Raw genomic sequence first — 17234 nt, 5'->3', positions numbered from 1 at the left:
CAATCCGACGGGCAGACTGGCCGGCAGACCGACCGGCAGACTGGCCGCGCTGCTCGCCCGGAACAAGCGCACCCTCCCGGCCCGCCCCACCCCCGGCACGCCCCTCGCCGAGATCGTGGACCTGCACGTGCGCCTCGGCGGGCGCGAGGTCCTCTCGGGCATCGACCTGGCCGCCCGCTCCGGCGAGGTACTGGCGCTGGTCGGCCCCAACGGCGCCGGCAAATCCACCCTGTTGGCCGCACTCGCCGCCGACCTGCCCGCCGCCTCCGGCGAGGTCCGGATCGACGGCCGCCCGGTGGGCGACTGGAGCGCCCCGGACCTCGCGCTGCGCCGCTCCGTGCTCCCCCAGTCGGCCGCACTGTCCTTCCCCTTTCCGGTGGAGGACGTCGTCCGGATGGGCCGCGCCCCTTGGGCCGGCACCCACCTCGCCGACGCCGACGAGGAGGCGGTGGCCACCGCCATGGCCGCCACCGAGGTGACGGACTTCGCCGCCCGCCCCTTCTCCGCGCTCTCCGGCGGCGAGCGGGCCCGGGTCGCGCTGGCCCGCGTACTGGCCCAGCGGGCCCCGCTGCTGCTGCTCGACGAGCCCACCGCCGCCCTCGACCTGCGCCACCAGGAGCTCGTGCTGCGGATCTGCCGGGAGCGGGCCACGGCCGGGGACGCGGTGGTCGTCGTCCTGCACGACCTGGGCCTGGCCGCCGCCTACGCGGACCGGGCCGCCGTCCTGCACGACGGCCGCGTCGCCGCGGCCGGACCGCCCGCCGAGGTGTTCGAGGACGCCTTGCTCAGCCGGGTCTACCGGCAGCCGGTGGAGGTGCTCCCCCACCCGCGCACCGGTGCCCGGCTGGTGGTCCCCGTCCGCGCGGCGGAGCCTTCCGCCGTCCCGACCGGGCCTTCCGCGGTACGGAACGAACAGCCCGCCTGAGCCCGGCTTGACCGCGGCTTGACCCGGCCATGGTGCTGCCGTGGAGGGTCCGTGACAGGTCCGTGTCCCGCCGCCACGCCCCACGACAAGGTGAGAGCTGAATCACTGGACCTGTGGGTACGGCTCAGGTAAGCCTCGGTTAAGTTAGGTCCGCCTCACCGGCCTCTCCCCCTTGGGGCGGCCCCTTCGTCCGACGCCCAGGAGCTCCGTATGCGCCCCGCCCGCCTCACCGTCATCGCCGCCGCGTCCGTCGCGGCCGCTCTGACCGCCGTCACCGGCTGCTCTCAGAAGAGCGACGCGGGTGGCGACGACGTGATCAAGGTCGCGGCCTCCGACAGCGCCTGCGACGTGTCGAAGACGGAGTTCCCGTCGGGCAAGGTGCAGATCGACGTCGAGAACAAGGGCTCGAAGGTCACCGAGGTCTACGTCCTCTTCCCGGACGCCCGCATCGTGACCGAGCGCGAGAACATCGGCCCCGGCACCAAGGCCTCCATCACCGCCGAGATCAAGGCGGGCGACTACGAGATCGTCTGCAAGCCCGGCATGAAGGGCGACGGCATCGCCAAGAAGGTCAAGGCCACCGGCAAGGGCGCCGCCGAGCAGAAGCGCAGCCCCGAGGCGGACGCCGCGGTCGCCGCCTACCGCGCCTACGTGGTCGCGCAGGCCGAGGAGACCCTCCCCAAGGCCCAGGCCTTCGCCGACGCGGTCAAGGCCGGCGACATCGAGGGTGCCAAGAAGCTGTACGCCGCCTCCCGCATCGGCTGGGAGCGCACCGAGCCGGTCGCCGAGTCCTTCGGCGACATCGACCCGAAGGTCGACGTCCGCGAGGACGGCCTGGAGGCCGGCCAGGACCCGGCGAAGGACTGGACCGGCTGGCACCGTCTCGAGAAGTCCCTGTGGGCCGACAACAAGATCGGCGACGACGAGAAGAAGCTCGCCGACACGCTGATGGCGGACCTGGCCGACTGGCAGAAGAGGGTCGGCACGGCGGAGATCACCACCAGCTCGATGGCCAACGGCGCCAAGGAGCTCCTCGACGAGGTCGCCACCGGCAAGGTCACGGGTGAGGAGGAGCGTTACTCCCGCACCGACCTGGTCGACTTCAAGGCCAACATCGAGGGCGCGGAGAAGGCGTACGAGCTGCTGAAGCCGATCGCCACGAAGAACGACCCGGAGCTCTCCAAGCAGCTGGACACCCAGTTCGCGGCGATGACGGTGCTGCTGGACAAGTACCGCACGGACAAGGCGTCCTACGAGTTCACCTCGTACGACAAGCTCGGCGACGCGGAGAAGAAGGAGCTCTCGGACGCGGTCAGCGCCCTCGGTGAGCCGCTCTCCAAGCTCGCCGCCGCGGTCACGAAGTAACGGCAGGACGAGGCAGGCGGGAGAGCACCATGACCGAGTCACACTCGCAGCCGCAGCCGGGGTCGCAGCCGCAACAGGCGGTCGGCGAGTCCCCGGCCGCGCCCTCGCGGCGCGCCGTCCTGGGCTGGGGCGGAGCCGGGCTCGCGCTCGGCGCCGCCGCGGCCGGCGGTGCCGTGGCGGCCTTCGGCGACGGGTCGGACATGGTCTCGGCCGCGGCGGCCGGGGGCGCCGTGGCCTTCCACGGCGAGCACCAGGCCGGTATCGCGACCGCCGTGCAGGACCGCCTGCACTTCGCGGCCTTCGACGTGAAGACGAAGAGCCGCGAGGAGCTGATCCGGCTCCTCAAGGAGTGGACCGAGGCGGCTCGCCGCATGACGGCCGGCCAGCCGGTCGGCGAGGGCGGCTTCGGCGGTCTCCCGGAGGCCCCGCCGGACGACACGGGCGAGGCGCTGGGCCTGAAGGCCTCCCGCCTCACCCTGACCGTCGGTTTCGGTCCGGGCCTGTTCGCGAAGGACCGGTTCGGCCTGGAGGGCAAGCGCCCCGAGGCGCTGATCGACCTGGAGCTGTTCCCCGGCGACAACCTGGACCCGGCCCGCTCCGGCGGCGACCTGTGCGTCCAGGCGTGCGCCGACGACCCGCAGGTCGCCGTGCACGCCATCCGCCAGCTCGCCCGCATCGGCTTCGGCAAGACCGCGGTGCGCTGGTCCCAGCTGGGCTTCGGCAAAACCTCGTCGACGACGCCCGAAGAGCAGACCCCGCGCAACATGATGGGCTTCAAGGACGGCACCCGGAACATCTCGGGCACCGACAAGGAGGCCCTGGACAAGCACGTGTGGGTCGGCGCGGGCGACGGCAGCGACTGGCTGACCGGCGGCTCCTACCTGGTGGCCCGGCGGATCCGGATGAACATCGAGACCTGGGACCGCACCCCCCTGCAGGAGCAGGAGGACATCTTCGGCCGCGACAAGGGCGAGGGTGCCGCCGTCGGCAAGTCCAAAGAGCGCGACGAGCCCTTCCTGAAGGCGATGAAGCCGGAGGCGCACGTGCGCCTCGCGCACCCGGACACCAACAACGGGGCGACGATCCTGCGCCGCGGCTACTCCTTCACCGACGGCACGGACGGTCTGGGCCGCCTCGACGCGGGCCTGTTCTTCCTCGCCTACCAGCGGGACGTGCGCAAGGGCTTCGTCCCGATCCAGCGGAGCCTGGCGAAGTCCGACGTCCTCAACGAATACATCCAGCACGTGGGTTCGGCCGTCTTCGCCGTCCCGCCGGGCGTCCGTGACAAGGACGACTGGTGGGGCCGGACGCTGTTCGCGTAGTCCCCGCCGGAGAGGAACAACCGCCGTGTTCGGCAACTATCTGATCGGCCTGCGCGAGGGGCTGGAGGCCAGCCTGGTCGTCTGCATCCTCGTCGCGTACCTGGTGAAGACCGAGCGCCGGGACGCCCTGCGTCCCGTGTGGATCGGCATCGGGATCGCCTGCGCGCTCTCGCTCACCTTCGGCGCGATGCTCGAATTCGGCACCCAGGAGCTGACCTTCGAGGCGCAGGAGCTCCTCGGCGGCAGCCTGTCCATCATCTCGGTGGGCCTGGTGACGTGGATGGTCTTCTGGATGAAGCGCACCGCGCGGCATCTGAAGGCCGAGCTGCACGGCAAGCTCGACGCGGCCCTCGCCATGGGCACCGGCGCGCTGGTCGCCACCGCGTTTCTGGCCGTCGGCCGCGAGGGCCTGGAGACCGCGCTGTTCGTGTGGGCGTCGGTACGGGCCAGCGGCGAGGGCTCCTCGGCCCCGCTGATCGGCGTGCTGCTGGGCATCGCCACGGCGATCGTGCTGGGCTGGCTGTTCTACCGGGGCGCGCTGAAGATCAATCTGGCGGAGTTCTTCAAGTGGACGGGCGCCATGCTGGTGGTCGTGGCCGCGGGCGTGCTCGCGTACGGGGTCCACGATCTCCAGGAGGCCCGTTTCCTGGGCGGCCTGGGCGACAAGGCCTTCGACATCAGCGCGACGATCCCGCCGGACAGCTGGTACGGGACGCTGCTCAAGGGCGTCTTCAACTTCCAGCCGGACCCCACCGTCCTTCAGCTCACGGTCTGGGCGCTGTACCTGGTCCCCGTGCTGTTGGTGTTCTTCGTCGACCGCAGCCGCCCGGCGAGCCCGAAGCCGCAGCCCGCGGACGCGGCGCCCGCGGACGCCGCGCCCACGGGCTGACCGTTCACCACAGCCGGTCGGTGTGCCCGGGGTGGAGCGGGACGCGGACGCCGGTGAAGGCCGCGCGGTCCCGGTCCGGGTCGTCCGTGAAGAAGTCCGCCAGCACCACCTTGTCGAAGCCGGGGGCGTCGGTGGCGAGCGGCTCCGGATCGTCGGGGGCGCCGCCGATCAGCACCGTGCCGGGCAGCTGCGCGAAGCCGGCCGCCTCGTAGAACCGGGCCAGCGGACGGTCGCAGCTGAACAGCGCCAGGTCCACGGCCGGGTCCGCCGCGAGCTCGGCGCGGGCCGCCGCCACCAGCCGCGCCCCGCACCCCCGGCCGCGCAGCGCGGGCCGGGTCACGACCGCGCTCAGCCCGGCCGCCCGGTAGGTCCGCCCAGCGAGCCGGATCTCCTTGTGCAGCAGCGCCAGCGAGGCGGCCACGCTGCCGTCCGCGTCCAGCAGGAGCAGGGCCCGCGGAGCCAGGGCCGGATCGTGCCCGGGCTCGGCCCCGGGCCAGGCCGCGTCCTCCAGCTCGGCGACCTTCCGCCGCAGCCCTGCGGGCAGCTCCGCCTCGCCGAAACCGACCACCCTCATGAATCCGGCCCCGTCGGCGTTTGAGGCGCGGGGTCTGGGGCGGAGCCCCGGGAAGCCGGGCCGCACGGGCCGTTCTCCGTGCGGGTCTGGGCGGAGCCCCAGGAGGCGGGGCCGATGTGCGCGGTCACGGCAGGCGGACGCCTTCGCCGCCCACCCTGACCCGGGGGTCACCGGCGCGGAGTTCCACCGTGAGGACCCCCGGGCGGCCCATGTCCTCGCCCTGGTGGAGGGTGAGCACGGCGTCCGCCGGGACCAGGGCGAGCTCCCGCGCGTACGCGCCGAAGGCGGCCGCGGCGGCTCCCGTGGCCGGGTCCTCGACGACGCCGCCGACCGGGAAGGGGTTCCGTACGTGGAACTCCGCGGGCCCCGCCCGGTGCACCAGCTGGACCGTGGTGAGGTCCAGGCGCCGCATCAGGGCCTCCAGCCGGGCGAAGTCGTACGCGAGGTCCGCGAGCCGGGCCCGGGTGGCGGCGCCGAGCACCAGGTGGCGGGCTCCGGCGTAGGCGATCCGGGGCGGGAACGCCGGGTCCAGGTCCCCCTCCGGCCAGTTCAGCGCGGCCAGCGCCTCGCCGAGGTCGTCCGCGCCGATCTCCTCGGTGTGCGGCTCGACGCTGGTCAGCGTGGCCCGCAGCCGCCCGCCTTCCCCGGCGGTGACGGACACCGGCACGGTGCCCGCCCGCGTCGCGAGGAGCAGTTCCCCCGGACCGATCCGCTCGGCCAGTGCGACCGCCGTGGCCACGGTGGCGTGCCCGCAGAAGGGGACCTCCGCCTTCGGGCTGAAGTACCGCACGGTGAAGGACCGGCCCGCCGGGCCGCCGAGCCCCTCGGGCGGCGCGGTCAGGAAGGCGGTCTCGCTGTACCCCAGGCGGGCGGCGATCGCGAGCATCGCGCCGTCGTCCAGGCCGGTGGCGTCGAGCACGACCCCGGCGGGGTTGCCGCCTTCGGGGTCGTGGGAGAAGGCCGTGTAGCGCAGTACCTCGGTAACGGTCATGCGGCCATGATCGTCCGGAGTGCCGTGCGGGTCCAGGCCTTTCGTGCCGGGCGCAGTGGACGGCTCCCGCCCGGGTACGAGCGGGACGGCCGGCACACACCGCGAGAACGGATACGACGATGACCGAGCACCCCGACGAGGCCGCCGTGGAGGCCGCCCACGAGCCGCACGATCCGGCCCCGGGAGAGCGCGCCGCCGTCGACCGGGTCCGCGCCGGGGCCGTCGGGATGGGGCACCATCAGGTGGAGGCCGTACTGGAGGCGGCGCGCGCGAAGGCCGCCGACCCGGCCGTGGTCGCCGAGTGGGAGCGCATCGAGGAACACCTGGCCGCGCACCGGGGCCCGTACGCCCCGGACGCCGACCCCTTCCTCCAGGGCCGGCTCACGGCCCGTGCACAGCACGGGATCGCCACGCCGGAGCCGGGCCCCGGCCCGGGATCGGGCCCCGCGGACCGGAGCTGACCGAAAGAGACGGCCTAGCCCCGCCCGATGTACGGCATCGCCGTCGCCATCACCGTCGCGAACTGCACGTTGGCCTCCAGCGGGAGCTCCGCCATGTGCAGGACCGTACGGGCCACGTCGGCGGCGTCCATCACCGGTTCGACGGCCAGCTGCCCGTTGGCCTGGAGGATGCCGGTCTGCATCCGTTCGGTCATCTCGGTCGCCGCGTTGCCGATGTCGATCTGGCCGCAGGCGATCCGGTGCGGACGCCCGTCCAGCGACAGGGACTTCGTCAGGCCGGTCATCGCGTGCTTGGTCGCCGTGTAGGCGATGGAGTGCGGGCGCGGCACGTGCGCCGAGATGGAGCCGTTGTTGATGATGCGGCCGCCCTGCGGGTCCTGCCGCCTCATCTGCCGGAAGGCGGCCTGCGCGCACAGGAAGGCGCCGGTCAGGTTGACGTCCACGACCGAGCGCCAGGCCTCGTAGGTGACGTCCTCCAGCGGAACCCCGCCCGGACCGAAGGTGCCGGCGTTGTTGAACAGCAGGTCGAGGCGCCCGTAGCGGGCCCGCACTGACTCGAACAGCGCAGTCACGTCGTCCGGGTCGCTCACGTCCGCCCGTACGCACAGCACGTCGGCGTCGGTGCCGGCCGCGGCGGCGGTCTGTTCGAGCGGCTCGGTCCGGCGGCCCGCGACGGCCACGGACCAGCCCGCCGCGGCCAGGGTCAGCGCCACGGAGCGGCCGATTCCGGAGCCGGCGCCGGTCACCACGGCGATCTTCTTCGTACTTTCGTCCATGGGCCCGCAGGGTACGTCACACGGCCGCCCGGTCCCGGGACGTTCCGATTGCTGAGAGCATGGGTCGGTCAGGGGTGCGTAAAGCAGATGAGAAGACTGGAGTTCCGCATGTCGGAGAGAGGCCCCGCGACGGCACCCTCGCACGACTCGTCGCCCGAATCGCCCTCCGCCCCCGTCACCACGAAGCCCCTGACGGCCGCACGCCGCACGGGTCTGCTCGTCACCTTCATCCTCGGGGGGCTCACCGCCCTCCCCCCGCTGTCCATGGACATGTACCTGCCGGCCCTGCCGCAGGTCACCGATGCCCTGAACAGCCCCGCCGCGACCATCCAGCTCACCCTCACGGCCTGCCTCGCCGGCATGGCCCTGGGCCAGCTCGTGATCGGCCCGATGAGCGACAGGTGGGGCCGGCGCCGGCCCCTGCTCGCCGGCATGGTCGTCTACGTCCTGGCCACCGCGATCTGCGCCCTCGCGCCGACCGCCGAGCTGCTGATCTCCTTCCGGCTGCTCCAGGGCCTGGCCGGCGCCGCCGCGATCGTCATCGCACGGGCCGTCGTACGCGACCTGTACGACGGGGACGAGATGGCCCGCTTCTTCTCCACCCTGATGCTCATATCCGGGGCCGCCCCGATCATCGCCCCGCTCATCGGCGGCCAGGTGCTGCGCTTCGCCGACTGGCGGGGCGTCTTCGTCGTCCTCACCGGCGTCGGCACCGTCCTCACCCTGATGGTCTGGCGCAGCCTCGGCGAGACCCTGCCGCCGGAGCGGCGGCACACCGGCGGCGTCGGATCCGCCCTGCGGACCATGCGCGGGCTGCTCGGCGACCGCGTCTTCGCCGGCTACACGCTGACCGGCGGCTTCGCCTTCGCCGTGCTCTTCTCGTACATCTCCGCCTCCCCGTTCGTGGTGCAGGAGATCTACGGGGCCTCGCCCCAGGCCTTCGCCCTGCTCTTCGGCCTGAACTCCGTCGGCCTGATCCTCGTCGGCCAGGTCAACGGCAAGCTGCTGGTCGGCCGGGTCAGCCTGGACAAGGTCCTGGCGATCGGCCTCGCGACCATCACGGCCGCCGCGGTGGCCCTGCTGCTGATGTCGACGGGGGTGTTCGGGGAGGTCGGGCTGACCCCGATCGCCGCCGCGCTGTTCGTCCTGATGTCGGCGATGGGCGTGGTCCTGCCGAACACCAACGCCCAGGCCCTGATGCGCACCCCGCACGCGGCGGGCTCGGCCTCGGCGCTGCTCGGCACCTCCTCGTTCCTGATCGGCGCGATCGCCTCGCCGCTGGTGGGCATCGCGGGCGAGGACACGGCCGTCCCGATGGCCGTGGTCCAACTGGTGTGCGCCCTCCTGTCCCTGACCGCCTTCCTGGGCCTCTGCCGCCCCTGGAAATCCAGCCCCGCCGCACCATCCGGCCCCGCCGGCGTTTGAGGCGCGGGGTCCGGGGCGAAGCCCCGGGGCCGGGCGCAGCCCGGCCGGCGGAGCCACTGCACCCTGCGACATAAACTTCGCAGGTGAACGCCTCCGCCCCCACCACCGCCGACACCCTCCGCCGCACGCTCGGCGAGCTGCTCGACGGCCTCCCGCCCAAGCAGGCCGCGGCCGCCGTCGAGCGGCTCATCGCCAGCTACCGGGGGCAGACCCCGACCGACGCACCCGTCCTGCGCGACCGCTCCGACGTGGCGGCGTACGCGGCGTACCGGATGCCCGCCACCTTCGAGGCGGTACGGGCGGCCCTGGACGGCCTGGCCGATGCGGCGCCGGGCTGGGCACCGGGCTCGCACGTGGACGTGGGCGGCGGTACGGGCGCCGCGACCTGGGCGGTGGACGCCACCTGGGACGGCCCGCGGCAGACCACGGTGCTGGACTGGGCGGAGCCGGCGCTGAAGCTCGGCCAGGAGCTGGCGCGGGCCTCGGCCTCGCCGGTGCTCCGGGCCGCGGACTGGCGGCGGGCCGTGATCGGCTCCGGCCTGTCCCTCCCCGACGCCGACCTGGTGACGGTCTCGTACGTGCTGGGCGAGCTGACCCCGCAGGCCCGTACCGCGGTGGTCGCCGAGGCGGCGCGGGCCGGGCGGGCGGTGGTGCTGATCGAGCCGGGCACGCCGGAGGGCTACCTCCGCATCCGCGAGGCCCGCGACCAGCTGATCGCGGCCGGGCTGCGGGTCGCCGCCCCGTGCCCGCACGACGGGACCTGTCCGATCGAGGTCGGCCAGGACTGGTGCCACTTCTCGGCGCGGGTCAGCCGGTCCTCCCTGCACCGGAAGGTCAAGGGCGGCTCGCTCCCGTACGAGGACGAGAAGTTCAGCTACGTCGCCGCGACCCGCTTCCCGGTGGAGCCGGCCGCCTCCCGGATCACGCGCAAGCCGCAGATCCGGAAGGGGCTCGTCCTGCTGGAGCTGTGCGGCCCCGAAGGAGAGGGCCTGACCCGGGTCAACGTGACCAAGCGCCACGGCGACCTCTACAAGGCGGCGCGGGACGCCGACTGGGGCCAGGCCTGGCCTCCGCCCTCCGAGGAGGGGGAGTGACCTAGGGCCGCAGCTCCTGCGTGCAGCACTTCACGCTGCCGCCGCCCTTGAGCAGTTCGCCCAGGTCCATCGGGATCGGCTCGAACCCGCGGTCCCGCAGCGGCGCCAGCAGGCCCGTGGCGGCCTGCGGGAGCAGGACGTGCCGGCCGTCGGACACCGCGTTCAGGCCGAGGGCGGTCGCGTCCCGGCCGTCCGCGATCAGGGCGTCCGGGAAGAGGCGCCTGAGCACGCCCTGACTGCCGGGCGAGAAGGCGTCGGGGTAGTACATGATCTCGTCGCCGTCGAGGACGCTGAGCGCCGTGTCCAGGTGGTAGTAGCGCGGGTCCACCAGGTCGAGGCCGATGACGGGCCGGCCGAAGAACTCCTGGGCCTCGTCGTGCGAGAGCGGGCTGGAGCGGAAGCCCCGGCCGGCCAGGATGTAGGTGGCCGTGACCGCGAAGTCGCCCTCGCCCTCGTTGACGTGGGACGGCTCGTGGACGTCCGGGTAGCCGTGGCCGCGGAACCAGTCGAGGTGGATCTCGGCCTCGGCGGCCCGTTCCGGGTAGGCGAACCGGGCGCCGAGTACCCGGCCGTCGACGACCAGGGCCCCGTTCGCCGCGAACACCATGTCGGGCAGCCCGGGGTCGGGTACGAGGGTCTCGACGGTGTGGCCGAGGGCGCGGTAGCGGTCCCTCAGGTCTTCCCACTGGGCTTGTGCGAGGGGCAGGTCCACCGGTTTCGTGGGATCCATCCACGGATTGATGGAGTACGTGACCTTGAAGTGTGCGGGTGGGCACATCAGGTAGCGCCGGGGTGTGGCGTCTCTGCGCAAAGAAGGCTCCTCACGACTTTCACGACTCGGGACGAGTACGGAAGAGAATCGTCTCTCCTCCCGCTGGACGACACAGTGAACTGACCGGGTGGTTTACGCAACCATAGGAAGACGAGACGTCTCGCATTGATAGGTTCGAGTCATGACCAAGACCCCTGACGCCACCCGCCGCAGCGACCGCTCCCGGCGCGCGATCCTCGACGCCGCGCTCGCCCTGGTCGGGGAGGTCGGCTACAACAAGCTGACCATCGAGGCCATCGCCGCCCGCGCGGGCGTCGGCAAGCAGACCATCTACCGCTGGTGGCCCTCGAAGGCCGCCGTCCTCCTCGACGCCTCGCTCGCCCTCGCCGGCGACGCGGAGACGGAGGGCCAGTGGACCGGCTTCCCCGACACCGGGGACCTCGCCGCCGACCTGAAGTACGTACTGCGGGCCACGGTCGACGAGTTCAACGACGAGAAGTACGAGGCCCCCGCGCGCGCCCTGACGGCGGCCGGGGCCACCGACCCCGAACTCGGCGCCCGCTTCACCGAGCAGCTGCTGGAGCCGCAGCTCGCCCTCTACGAGGCCCGGCTGCGCACGGCCCGCGAGGCCGGCCAGCTCGCGCCGGACACCGATCTGCGGCTGACGGTGGAGATGCTGCTCGGGCCGCTGACGTACCGCTGGCTGCTGCGCACCGCGCCCCTGACGCACGCTTACACGGACGCGCTGGTGGACCGGGTGCTGGGCGGGGTGGCCAACGTCACCGCCCGCTAGCCGCCCGCGGCCGGCGACCACCCGAGAGGAATTACCCCGATCCAGCCGATGTGTGGGGGTTTGCCGGTCACTCATGCCCGGCCCCCGGTCGTCAAGAGCGGTCACCCGGGGCGCAGGATGGTGGGACGATGTGAAGGTCCGCCGGGGATACGGTGAGGTGAGGGGATAGATGGGGTCTGAGTCCGGCCGCGTCAAACGCGGCGAGCAGAGCAGGATTTCCCAGTGGCTGCGCCGGCGCCGGAAACTCACCGCCGAGGACCCCGCACGCGAGCGCGAGGCGCTCCTCCTGGCCGTCGCCGCCGCCGGTCTGCCGCTCGCCCCCGCCGCCCATCCCGCCGGCTACCGGTGTTCGTGCGACCGGATCGGCTGTCCGACGCCCGCACGGCACCCCATCTCCTTCGCCTGGCAGACCCAGTCGACCACCGACCGCGCGCAGGTCGAACGCTGGGCGCGCGACCAGCCCCAGGCCAACTTCATCACCGCGACCGGCATGGTCCACGACGTGCTCGACGTCCCGCTGGAAGCCGGCGCCGCCGCACTGGCCCGCCTGCTGGAGGCCGGGATCGAGGTCGGCCCCGTCGCCGAGTCCGGCGGCACCGGCGAGCAGGCCCGCATGCTCTTCTTCACCGCCACCCGCGGCACCCCCGAGGACGAGGACGAGTGGTGGCCGTGCGAACTGGACTGCCACCCCGAGACGATGGACGAGCACCCGGGCCTGCGCTGGCACTGCCGCGGCAGCTACGTCCTGGTCCCGCCGGCGGCCCTCCCCGGTGACCTCGCGGTGACGTGGCTGCGCGGCATGGAGCACCCGCTCCCGGACCCGCTGACCCTCCTGGAAACGCTGACGGACGCCTGCGCCTCTTACGCGGGTACCGCGAACCTGACCCCGGCCGCCGTCGCCTGGCCCCTGGGCCACTAGCCCGGGCTCCGCCCGAGCCTCCTGGAGCTCCGCCCCAGACCCCGCGCCTCAAACGCCGGCGAGGCTGACGGCGGCGTTCGGGGCGCGGCGGCGCGTCAGTGGTGGATCTGCGTGACCACCACGTCGAGGGACCAGGCCTTGCCCGGCTTCGCGGGGGCCTCGGCCTCGACCACGTAGCCCAGGTCCCGCAGGGCCGTGACCAGCTCGGCGGGCGTCCCGGGGGCGGCCCCCGCGAGCAGCAGGTCACGCACCAGGCGGCCCTTCGTCGCCTTGTTGAAGTGGCTCACCACCGACCGCTTCTCCACCCCGTCCACCACCTGCGAGTGCAGCACCCGCACGGTCGCCGTCCGCCCCGCCACCTCACCCTTCGGCTTCCACGCGGCCGCGTACGCCGAGGACCGCAGGTCCAGGACCAGCCCCTCGCCCGCGGCCTCCGGCATGACGGAGGCCATCGGCCCCCGCCAGTACGCGCCGAGCGCGCCCAGCCCCGGCAGCTTCACGCCCATAGAGCAGCGGTACGAGGGGATCCGGTCGGTGATCCGCACCGCACCCCACAGCCCCGAGAACACGAGCAGCGCGTCCTGCGCCCGGCCCCGCGCCGCCGCGGGCAGGTCGGCCAGGCCCAGCGCGTCGTACAGCACGCCCGTGTAGATCTCCCCCGCCGGCCGGGCCACCGCCGAGCGCAGCTCCACGTTCTTCGCGACCTCGCCCCGCAGGCCCTCGCTCAGCCCCAGCACCTCGCGCGCCTTGAGCTCGTCGCCCGCGCACAGCTCGACCAGTTCCTCCAGCACCGCCGCACGGGCCGGGGACAGACCCGACAGCGACAGCGACTCCGGCTTCAGCGGTGCGCCGGAGCCGCCGGCGGCCTTTCCTTCGGACGGCGGCAGCAGCACGAGCACGGTGGTTCTCCTTCAATACGACACGGCGCAGGGGATGCGGCCCCCCGGCCAGGGTAGACGGCTCGCCGTGCCGTCCCGGCCGCCCGCCCATAGGCTCGGTCCATGCCACGCCGTCAGATGCACATGACCGGCGCAGACGGGGCTGCTCTGCGGGCCGCGCTGCGTGAACTGCGGACGGAGCTGGGAGTGCCCGCGCACTTCCCGGCGGCGGTCCTCGCCGAGGCCGACCTCGCGGCCGCGCACCCCCGCCTCCCGGATGTGGACAGCACCGACATCCCCCTCTTCACCATCGACCCGCCGTCCTCCGTCGACCTCGACCAGGCCATGCGCCTGGCGAAGCGCCCCGCCGGCGGCTACCGCGTCCACTACGCCATCGCCGACGTCGCCGCCTTCGTCACCCCCGGCGGCCCGCTCGACGCGGAGGCCCACCGCCGCGTCACCACCCTCTACTTCCCCGACGAGCGGGTCCCGCTGCACCCGGCCGTGCTCTCGCAGGACGCGGCCAGCCTGCTGCCCGACCGCACCCGCCCCGCACTGCTGTGGCGCTTCGACCTGGATCCCGACGGCCGGGTGGAGACCGCCGACGTGCGGCGCGCCCTCGTCCGCAGCCGCGCCAAACTCGACTACGACGGCGTCCAGAAGGCCATCGACACCGGCACGGCCGAGGAGCCGCTCGCCCTGCTGGAGGACGTCGGCCGGCTCCGCGAGGCCCTGGAACAGGAGCGCGGCGGCATCTCGCTCAACGTGCCCGAGCAGGAGGTCCTCGAGCACGACGGCACGTACTCCCTGGCCTACCGCGCCCCGCTCCCCGCGGACGGCTGGAACGCGCAGATCTCCCTGATGACCGGCATGGCCGCGGCCGATCTGATGCTGGCCACCGGCACGGGCATCCTGCGTACGCTGCCCAGCGCCCCCGACGGCGCCGTCGGCAGACTCCGCCGGGCGGCGAAGGCCCTGCGGATCGACTGGCCGCACCACGTCCCGTACGCCGAACTCGTGCGCTCCCTCGATCCGCACCGCCCCGCCCACGCCGCCTTCCTCCAGGAGTGCACGGCCCTGCTGCGCGGCGCGGGCTACACCGTCTTCACCGGCGGCGAGACCCCCGACCCGGCGATCCACTCCGCGGTGGCGGCCCCGTACGCCCACTGCACCGCGCCGCTGCGCCGGCTCGCCGACCGGTACGCCGGCGAGCTGTGCGTGGCGGCGGCCGCCGGGGCCGAGCCCCCGCAGTGGGCCGTGGCGGCCCTGGACACGCTCCCCCGGGAGATGGCGGAGGGCACCCGGCTGGCGAACACGATCGAGCGGGAGTCCGTGGACCTCGTCGAGGCGGCCGTGCTCAAGGACCGCGTCGGCGAGACCTTCGAGGCCACGGTCATCGACGTCAACGACCACGAGCCGCTGGTCGGCACGGTCCACCTGGAGGACCCGGCGGTCGTCGGACGCTGCGAGTCCGCCACGCTGGCACTGCCGCTGGGCGACCGCATCCGGGTCCGGCTGACGGAGGCCGGCCTCGGCACGGCGAAAATCCTCTTCGCGCCCGTCTAAGACGTGGCCGGCTGCCGGCGCAGGGCGGTGACCAGCGCGCGCGGGTCGTCGGCGTGGAAGCGGACGGTCCGCGCCTCGGCCGTGGCACCGAGCGGGCGGGTGAAGCGCAGCGGCCGGTTCAGCTCCAGGGTCACCGTGGTCTGGCTGCCGACGATCAGGTCGAGCACCCCGTCCTGCGACAGCGTGACCAGCCGGCCCTCGGGGTAGCGGCGTTCCACCCGTACCGAGGCCACCGCGTCCGGCGGTACGGCGAGGTCGAAGAGGGCTCCGTAGCGGATCAGCAGGGACCCGTCCGGGCGGACCACGTGCGGCCGGGTGACGCAGGCGGCGTGCAGGGCGAGCACGATCAGGATCCCGTACACGTCGAGCACGAGGACCACCCGGTGGACGGCCGGCCAGGGGATGAGGAAGGCCAGGGCAACCGTCTCGACCACCGAGACGAAGAGCATCCCGTACATCATGGCCGTCTGCGGTCCCGTGTACGCGACGGCGAGGTCGCCCGGGCGCACCCCGTGCCGCCTGCGCACGGTCCACCTCCCGAGGGCGGCGAGGGCGCGCAGCTCGTGCCGCAGCAGCCGCCGGACCTGGACCGGGACCACGGCGCGCACGGCCTCCCGCAAGGCCTCCCCGCGCCCCGCGCCGCGGGCCCGCCCGGCGGCGTAGAGGCCGTGCAGCACCCAGGCCTCCAGCGTCAGCACGGCGACGAGGACCACCTCGGTAGCGGCGAGCGCCCAGCCCGCCACGCGCATCCCGGCCGCCAGACACACCACGAGCGCCAGCTCCGCCGGCACCACGGCGCTGACGGCGATCCGCGCCGCCCGTATGCGGGTCATCCCCGCCCCCTCTCGATGAACGCCTCCATGACGCGGCGGACGACCTCCGCCTGCGCGGGCGCGTACTCGGCGAGCAGCGCCTCCTTGAACCCGGCCACGACCGTCCCGTCGGCGGGGATCGCGGCGAACACCTCGTCGGGGACGGCCGCCACGAGCCGCTCCGCGAGGGGGCCGATCCGCGGGTCGTCGACGGGCGCGTCGGCGAGCTCGTCGAGGCTCTCGTACAGGGCGAGCACGGCGGGGTCCGCGGCGAGCGGCCCGAGGGCGGCGTAGACCTCCTGGCCGCCCGTGCCCGCCGCGTCGAGGAGGATCAGGTGCTCGCGGTCCTTGGCCGCGGTCGGGGAGTCGGTCGCGGGCGCCTTCGCCAGCAGTTCGGCGAGCGCGGGCGACAGGGGCTCGCCCTCCCCCGGCCCGGCGGCGAGCAGCACCGCGAGCCGCCGCCGGCGCTCCGCGATCTCGGCCTCCTGCCGGGCCAGGTCGGCGTCGAGCTCTTCGAGTACGTCGGCCAGTTCGCGCCCGGCGTCGTCCGCGAGCACGTCGCGCACCTCGTCGAGACTCAGCCCGAGCTCGGTGAGGCGGCGTACGCGGGCGAGCAGGACGGCGTCACGGACGCTGTAGGCCCGGTATCCGTTGGGGCGCCGCTCCGGCTCCGGGAGCAGCCCGACATGGTGGTAGTGCCGGATCGCCCGGGTGGTGACCCCGACGACCGCGGCGATCTCTCCGATCCGCATGAGCCCAGTAGAAACCCTGCCGTTGCGTCAAGGTCAAGCGTGGCCATCGCCCCGGGTAACATGTCCACCACGGCAGACGAGTCGGCCGGGCGGCCGCGTCGGGATCCTCGGATCCCGCCGAGGAACGTCCGGGCTCCACAGGGCAGGGTGGTGGGTAACGCCCACCCGGGGTGACCCGCGGGACAGTGCCACAGAAAACAGACCGCCGGGGACTTCGGTCCCCGGTAAGGGTGAAACGGTGGTGTAAGAGACCACCAGCGCCTGAGGTGACTCAGGCGGCTAGGTAAACCCCACCCGGAGCAAGGTCAAGAGGATCCGTCCTTGGACGGGTCTGCGCGAACGATCGAGGGCTGCCCGCCCGAGTTCGCGGGTAGACCGCACGAGGCCGGTGGCAACACCGGTCCTAGATGGATGGCCGTCTCCCCGGCGACCGCGAGGTCACCGGGTGACAGAACCCGGCGTACAGGCCGGCTCGTCTGCCCCTTCCGCCCCGAACCGCTTTCTCCGGTCCGGGGCGGCCCCCGCGCCGGTGCGCCGAAGCCGGATGGCGCGACTCAAAAACCGGGGCTCCGCCCCGCATCCCGCGCCGCGGCGGAGGCCGAAGTGGTGCGGCAAGGCCGATGGTGCGGCTCAATGACCGGGGCTCCGCCCCGCACCCCGCTCCTCAAACGCCGGAGGGGCTGAATTTGTGCGGCGGCCGAAGTGGTGCGGCAAGGCCGAACAGTGCGGCTCAAAGACCGGGGCTCCGCCCCGCACCCCGCTCCTCAAACGCCGGAGGGGCTGAATTCGTGCGGCGGAGGCCGAAGTGGTGCGGCAAGGCCGAACAGTGCGGCTCAAAGACCGGGGCTCCGCCCCGCACCCCGCTCCTCAAACGCCGGAGGGGCTGGATCGTGCGGCGGAGGCTGAATTTGGTGCGGCGA

At 73.5% G+C, this 17234-nt stretch carries 16 protein-coding genes, 1 other RNA gene and 1 pseudogene; 11 read left to right on the top strand and 7 right to left on the bottom strand.

What is annotated here, in order from left to right; all coding sequences use genetic code 11:
* Nucleotides 1–40 precede the first annotated feature (40 nt).
* The 4 genes from ACZ4VT_RS21205 (at nt 41) to efeU (ending at nt 4501) form a co-directional block, all read left to right on the top strand.
* A complete protein-coding gene (locus ACZ4VT_RS21205) occupies nt 41–925 on the top strand; it encodes a heme ABC transporter ATP-binding protein (protein WP_467951770.1) in 885 nt (294 codons plus the stop codon).
* Nucleotides 926–1135: 210 nt separating this feature from the next.
* Nucleotides 1136–2290: an iron uptake system protein EfeO gene (gene efeO, locus ACZ4VT_RS21200; RefSeq protein ID WP_467951670.1), complete on the top strand. Its 1155-nt coding sequence runs from the start codon at nt 1136–1138 to the stop codon at nt 2288–2290.
* A 29-nt stretch (nt 2291–2319) separates the two neighbouring features.
* The gene (gene efeB, locus ACZ4VT_RS21195; protein ID WP_467951668.1) at nt 2320–3612 is read left to right on the top strand and encodes an iron uptake transporter deferrochelatase/peroxidase subunit; all 1293 of its coding nucleotides are present in this window, start codon (nt 2320–2322) and stop codon (nt 3610–3612) included.
* A gap of 25 nt (nt 3613–3637) precedes the next feature.
* A complete protein-coding gene (efeU, locus tag ACZ4VT_RS21190; RefSeq protein WP_467951666.1) occupies nt 3638–4501 on the top strand; it encodes an iron uptake transporter permease EfeU in 864 nt (287 codons plus the stop codon).
* A 4-nt stretch (nt 4502–4505) separates the two neighbouring features.
* Here efeU and ACZ4VT_RS21185 read toward each other — a convergent pair whose 3' ends face one another.
* Complete coding sequence (locus ACZ4VT_RS21185; protein ID WP_467951664.1) at nt 4506–5075, bottom strand: GNAT family N-acetyltransferase; 570 nt, start codon at nt 5073–5075, stop codon at nt 4506–4508.
* A 124-nt stretch (nt 5076–5199) separates the two neighbouring features.
* Nucleotides 5200–6066, bottom strand: coding sequence for a PhzF family phenazine biosynthesis protein (locus ACZ4VT_RS21180; protein WP_467951662.1), 867 nt, complete (start codon nt 6064–6066; stop codon nt 5200–5202).
* 119 nt (nt 6067–6185) lie between these two features.
* On the opposite strand from ACZ4VT_RS21180, the gene ACZ4VT_RS21175 reads away from it, so the two are divergent.
* The gene (locus ACZ4VT_RS21175) at nt 6186–6527 is read left to right on the top strand and encodes a hypothetical protein (RefSeq protein ID WP_467951660.1); all 342 of its coding nucleotides are present in this window, start codon (nt 6186–6188) and stop codon (nt 6525–6527) included.
* A 14-nt stretch (nt 6528–6541) separates the two neighbouring features.
* Here the strand turns inward: ACZ4VT_RS21175 and ACZ4VT_RS21170 are convergent, their stop codons facing one another.
* Nucleotides 6542–7303 carry an SDR family oxidoreductase gene (locus ACZ4VT_RS21170; protein WP_467951659.1) on the bottom strand — a complete coding sequence of 254 codons (762 nt, stop codon included), beginning with the start codon at nt 7301–7303 and terminating at the stop codon, nt 6542–6544.
* Between the two features lie 108 nt (nt 7304–7411).
* On the opposite strand from ACZ4VT_RS21170, the gene ACZ4VT_RS21165 reads away from it, so the two are divergent.
* Complete coding sequence (locus tag ACZ4VT_RS21165) at nt 7412–8728, top strand: Bcr/CflA family multidrug efflux MFS transporter (protein WP_467951657.1); 1317 nt, start codon at nt 7412–7414, stop codon at nt 8726–8728.
* 83 nt (nt 8729–8811) lie between these two features.
* Nucleotides 8812–9822 (top strand): small ribosomal subunit Rsm22 family protein, encoded by a 1011-nt coding sequence (locus ACZ4VT_RS21160; protein ID WP_467951655.1) that lies wholly within the window; start codon nt 8812–8814, stop codon nt 9820–9822.
* Nucleotide 9823: 1 nt separating this feature from the next.
* On the opposite strand, the pseudogene ddaH reads toward ACZ4VT_RS21160, so the two are convergent.
* A pseudogene (ddaH, locus tag ACZ4VT_RS21155) lies at nt 9824–10672 on the bottom strand (dimethylargininase); the annotation flags it as partial.
* A 103-nt stretch (nt 10673–10775) separates the two neighbouring features.
* On the opposite strand from ddaH, the gene ACZ4VT_RS21150 reads away from it, so the two are divergent.
* Together ACZ4VT_RS21150 and ACZ4VT_RS21145 are read left to right on the top strand one after the other, a co-directional pair.
* Complete coding sequence (locus ACZ4VT_RS21150; RefSeq protein ID WP_467951653.1) at nt 10776–11387, top strand: TetR/AcrR family transcriptional regulator; 612 nt, start codon at nt 10776–10778, stop codon at nt 11385–11387.
* 169 nt (nt 11388–11556) lie between these two features.
* Complete coding sequence (locus tag ACZ4VT_RS21145) at nt 11557–12306, top strand: bifunctional DNA primase/polymerase (protein WP_467951651.1); 750 nt, start codon at nt 11557–11559, stop codon at nt 12304–12306.
* Nucleotides 12307–12401: 95 nt separating this feature from the next.
* Here the strand turns inward: ACZ4VT_RS21145 and yaaA are convergent, their stop codons facing one another.
* Nucleotides 12402–13205 (bottom strand): peroxide stress protein YaaA, encoded by an 804-nt coding sequence (gene yaaA / locus ACZ4VT_RS21140; protein WP_467951650.1) that lies wholly within the window; start codon nt 13203–13205, stop codon nt 12402–12404.
* Between the two features lie 102 nt (nt 13206–13307).
* Here yaaA and ACZ4VT_RS21135 point away from each other — a divergent pair, with 102 nt between their 5' ends.
* Complete coding sequence (locus ACZ4VT_RS21135; protein ID WP_467951649.1) at nt 13308–14750, top strand: RNB domain-containing ribonuclease; 1443 nt, start codon at nt 13308–13310, stop codon at nt 14748–14750.
* On the opposite strand, the gene ACZ4VT_RS21130 is transcribed toward ACZ4VT_RS21135, so the two are convergent.
* Nucleotides 14747–15583, bottom strand: coding sequence for a hypothetical protein (locus ACZ4VT_RS21130; RefSeq protein WP_467951648.1), 837 nt, complete (start codon nt 15581–15583; stop codon nt 14747–14749). The two genes, ACZ4VT_RS21135 and ACZ4VT_RS21130, sit on opposite strands and share 4 nt — an antisense overlap.
* On the bottom strand, nt 15580–16314 hold the full coding sequence (locus ACZ4VT_RS21125; RefSeq protein WP_467951646.1) for a MerR family transcriptional regulator: 735 nt from the start codon (nt 16312–16314) through the stop codon (nt 15580–15582). Before ACZ4VT_RS21125 ends, ACZ4VT_RS21130 begins: the two co-directional genes overlap by 4 nt.
* Nucleotides 16315–16391: 77 nt before the next feature.
* On the opposite strand from ACZ4VT_RS21125, the gene rnpB reads away from it, so the two are divergent.
* Nucleotides 16392–16793: RNase P RNA component class A (gene rnpB / locus ACZ4VT_RS21120), an RNA gene on the top strand.
* The last annotated feature ends 441 nt before the right edge of the window (nt 16794–17234 follow it).

This window comes from Streptomyces sp. NPDC029164, assembly GCF_055563995.1.
The sequence above is the reverse complement of the archived record's forward strand: the minus strand, read 5'-3'. Positions and strand labels throughout refer to the sequence as shown.